General features: G+C 31.7%; 3 protein-coding genes and 1 pseudogene. 1 reads left to right on the forward strand and 3 read right to left on the reverse strand.

What is annotated here, in order from left to right:
• Positions 1 to 248: pseudogene (locus V4762_RS09855) on the forward strand (Rpn family recombination-promoting nuclease/putative transposase); the annotation flags it as partial.
• 157 nt (positions 249 to 405) lie between these two features.
• On the opposite strand, the gene V4762_RS09860 reads toward V4762_RS09855, so the two are convergent.
• From V4762_RS09860 to V4762_RS09870, 3 genes are all read right to left on the reverse strand, one after another.
• Positions 406 to 1089, reverse strand: coding sequence for a TRM11 family SAM-dependent methyltransferase (locus tag V4762_RS09860; protein WP_347315606.1), 684 nt, complete (start codon positions 1087 to 1089; stop codon positions 406 to 408).
• Between the two features lie 62 nt (positions 1090 to 1151).
• Positions 1152 to 1829 carry a BsaWI family type II restriction enzyme gene (locus V4762_RS09865; RefSeq protein WP_347315607.1) on the reverse strand — a complete coding sequence of 226 codons (678 nt, stop codon included), beginning with the start codon at positions 1827 to 1829 and terminating at the stop codon, positions 1152 to 1154.
• A gap of 4 nt (positions 1830 to 1833) precedes the next feature.
• The gene (locus V4762_RS09870) at positions 1834 to 3231 is read right to left on the reverse strand and encodes a DNA methyltransferase (RefSeq protein WP_347315608.1); all 1398 of its coding nucleotides are present in this window, start codon (positions 3229 to 3231) and stop codon (positions 1834 to 1836) included.
• Positions 3232 to 3242: the final 11 nt, after the last annotated feature.

Below are 3242 nucleotides of genomic sequence, written 5' to 3' on the forward strand. Positions count from 1 at the left end.
GTAAGGAAGAGGGACTATTAGAAGGTATGGAGAAAGGTATGGAGAAAGGTATAGAGAAAGGTAAGATAGAGGGTATGATATTTGAAGCCCAGGATTTACTTTTAGATGCCATTGAAGCCAAATTTGATAAAGTCCCAAGAGATATAAAACTAATGGTGAAAAAAACAAAAGATAGGGATAAGCTAAGAAAAATACTTAAAGCGACCATCAAGGTTCAAAGCATAGATGAAATAAGAGATATGTTCTAAACTCAGGTTAGTCCAGGATTTTATCATTCTACATCAAACTTATTTACCTTCGCATACCTAATCAGCCCTGCAAGGTTCATTTCATCAGGATTCGCAAGCTGATAAAACTCTCTAACTTATATAGTTAATCAAGTGTGTAAAATTTATAAATAGTTGTTTATTTCTCTTCTTTTTGCACTATGATAAGATATTTAAATCTCCTTAAGTAAAAGTTATATCTTCTTGCTCTTTCATGCCATATTTGTGTGTTTGATGTTTGGTTATGTCTAGTAATGCAAATTATGTCGACAGGCTTGAAATAGCTTTCCAGAATAGAATAAAGCTTGAAGCCTGTTGGGATAAATTTCTTCTTTTTTGCCTGGTCACCAATAAGCCATGCCATATATTTGTATGGCTTTAAAATGCGATATATTTCTTTAGCTACCTTATTTAATTCTTCAAAAAATATTTCATTTTCACAGGATATGTTGCCAATATTATCGGGGTGGTTATTATACTTTATATTATCTGAATAGGGAGAATCAATAAAAATAAAATCTGCTATCTCGTTTTCCAGTGGCAAATTTCTTGCATCTGATTGTATAATATCGTTTCTATATGGCACTATGTCGAAACCTATTACTTTTCTATTTTCTTCTTTGCATACGTCAATAGTTGTGCCGCTTCCGCACATTGGATCTATAACCAGGTCGCCTTCATTTGTGTATCTTTGTAAAAGATTCCATATTATTAACGCTGGTGTAACGCCATTATACTTGTTATCGCCATGGGGTTTATCGCCGTAGTTTTGTCGCGGAAAATCCCAAAGAGTCGTGCTTTCAATTTTAATATTTTTTTTCATTTCAATTTATTTGAGAAGTAAATTATCATCTGGATGATTTCTTAGAGATATAAGACATAAAATTATTTTAGCAAGTTTTTCAAATCTTCAATAAATTTATCAAAAAGTTTTACTTTGTTGCTTTCTTCGACTTTCTCTTCAGTTAGTACATAACTTCCGTCTAAATCAGCTTCAACTATTGCCCTACCCTTTTTCATAGGAGACTTTTTCGTTAGGGTGCTGTCTTCGTCTGGAGTTATAAAATATACCTTGATATGTCTGGTGTTTTCATCTTCAAGAAGCTTCAATTTCCAATACCCCGTTTGAGCAATTCTTTCTCTTAAAGTAACCTTACAAGAGAGCACAGCTAAAACTTTACAAGATTCTTTTTTGTAGATAATAATATCTACATCAGGCAAATGCATTCCATAGACTCCATAATTTATAACAAGATTTCTTTTTACTTTGCTGAGTTCTTGACTTAAGTTTTTTGAGCGTTCAAGGGCATTCCCGTTAATAACTGTCAAACCCAATTCTTTAACTTCGTCTTTAATAATGTACTGAACCAATTTTTCAAGATTTTTACCTTTGAAAGCTCTCCAGCTTTGCTCATGGTCACCGTTTTTAGTAGGGCTTTTATCCCAGTCTTTTTTGTGTTTTTGTTTTGCTTCTTTTAGCAATTCGGATACATATTTATATACATCATCATTGTGTTCTTTCTTTTTCTCTTCGTACAAATTCTGCAAATCTTCATATTCCATTGTCTTACTCCTTTAATCCGATTACAATATACTCAGCAGGATAGGCCTCAATATTTGCATCTTTTTGATTGGAAAACCTTCCTGTTTTTTGATCTCGTTTCTGAGGGAGAATCTTCAAAGGAATTTCTCTTTTGATTATTCTGTCAAGTTTAAATCCTGAGTATTGCAGGCTTTCTGCAAAAACTTCAGCATTTAGGATGTCTACTCCTCTCAATTTTGTATTGCCTATAACATAGCAACATCTTCCGCCACTTTTCAGAATGCTAAAACTTTCGTTAAACACTTCTTCCATATCAATAAAAAATGCCTCTATCTCTTTTGCCACCTTTTTACTCTTCTCAGACATTTTGTTAATAATATTAATGGCAATTTGACTTCTGGTTTTTTTGTCTTCGTAACTTTTATAGGAAGTGCCAATAAATTCTTTCTTGTATTCTCTTAAATCGTATGCTAAATCAAGCCATATTGTTGATAGCTGGTGTAAATCTGCATATTCATAACTTGTTATATAAGGGCTTGATGTGACTATTAGATCTATAGAATCTTTTTGAACGGGCTGATTTTTTGCATCGCCAATTTTTATATTTAAGTATTCGTTAATATTTTCTCTTACGTGTTCTGGGACTATATTATAAAAAATTATGTTTCTTTTTTGCATCCTTAGTAGTTGCTTTTTTATAATGTCATAAGGTCTGGATGGCTTCTTTTTTAAATCTCTGGTAGGTTTTGTGCTTCTTTGTAACCAAATTGAGCAGCTTTTTAGAATACTGCTAAAGGCAACGAGATAAAAATTTCTAATTGTTTCATCATCTTCTTCGAACACAACTCTTAGGATTTTTCCAAGTTCGTTTTTAATTTCTTCGGTAAACCAATAATTTATTCTTTCAATGTGCCTGCTTGGAATCAATGGTTCTAATGCTTCTTTTTTCAATTTTTCTAAAAGCTGTTCAATTTTTTTATTAAGATAAGTCGGCTCAATCGGAGTAGATTTTACTTTAGAAATAAGATAAGCAATTTTGTTAATATCAGTTCCACTTGCTCTAAATCCTCTTGAAATAGCAGAAACTATAGTCGTCCCACAACCAAAAAAAGGATCGTTTACGTTAGCATTCTTTACTTTAATATATTCATCAAATAATCTTTCAACTAGTTGTGGAATAAATTTTGCTGGATAGCTATGATAATTATGAGTCCATTTGCCAGTATCGGATTGTTTGAAGTCCGTAAAAGACCACTCTCTATCAAATTCTAAAGTTTTAAAAAGGTTAATAATTTCTTCTGGGGAGAATGTTCTATTAAAAACTTTGTTAATAGTTGTTTCTATATGCTTAGTAATAGCTGTATTTTTATCAATTGTATCTATGTTATCTAAACTTATATTAGGCTTTGAAAAATTATTCATTAATATTTATC

Origin of the sequence: Thermodesulfobium sp. 4217-1 (assembly GCF_039822205.1) — a bacterium.
Classification (GTDB): Bacteria; Thermodesulfobiota; Thermodesulfobiia; order Thermodesulfobiales; family Thermodesulfobiaceae; genus Thermodesulfobium.

What these genes read in the sequence shown, in the direction of transcription:
- V4762_RS09865 (WP_347315607.1), bottom strand. Translation starts at nt 1,829, where the DNA reads ATGGAATATGAAGATTTGCAGAATTTGTACGAAGAGAAAAAGAAAGAA.
- V4762_RS09860 (WP_347315606.1), bottom strand. Translation starts at nt 1,089, where the DNA reads ATGAAAAAAAATATTAAAATTGAAAGCACGACTCTTTGGGATTTTCCG.
- V4762_RS09870 (WP_347315608.1), bottom strand. Translation starts at nt 3,231, where the DNA reads ATGAATAATTTTTCAAAGCCTAATATAAGTTTAGATAACATAGATACA.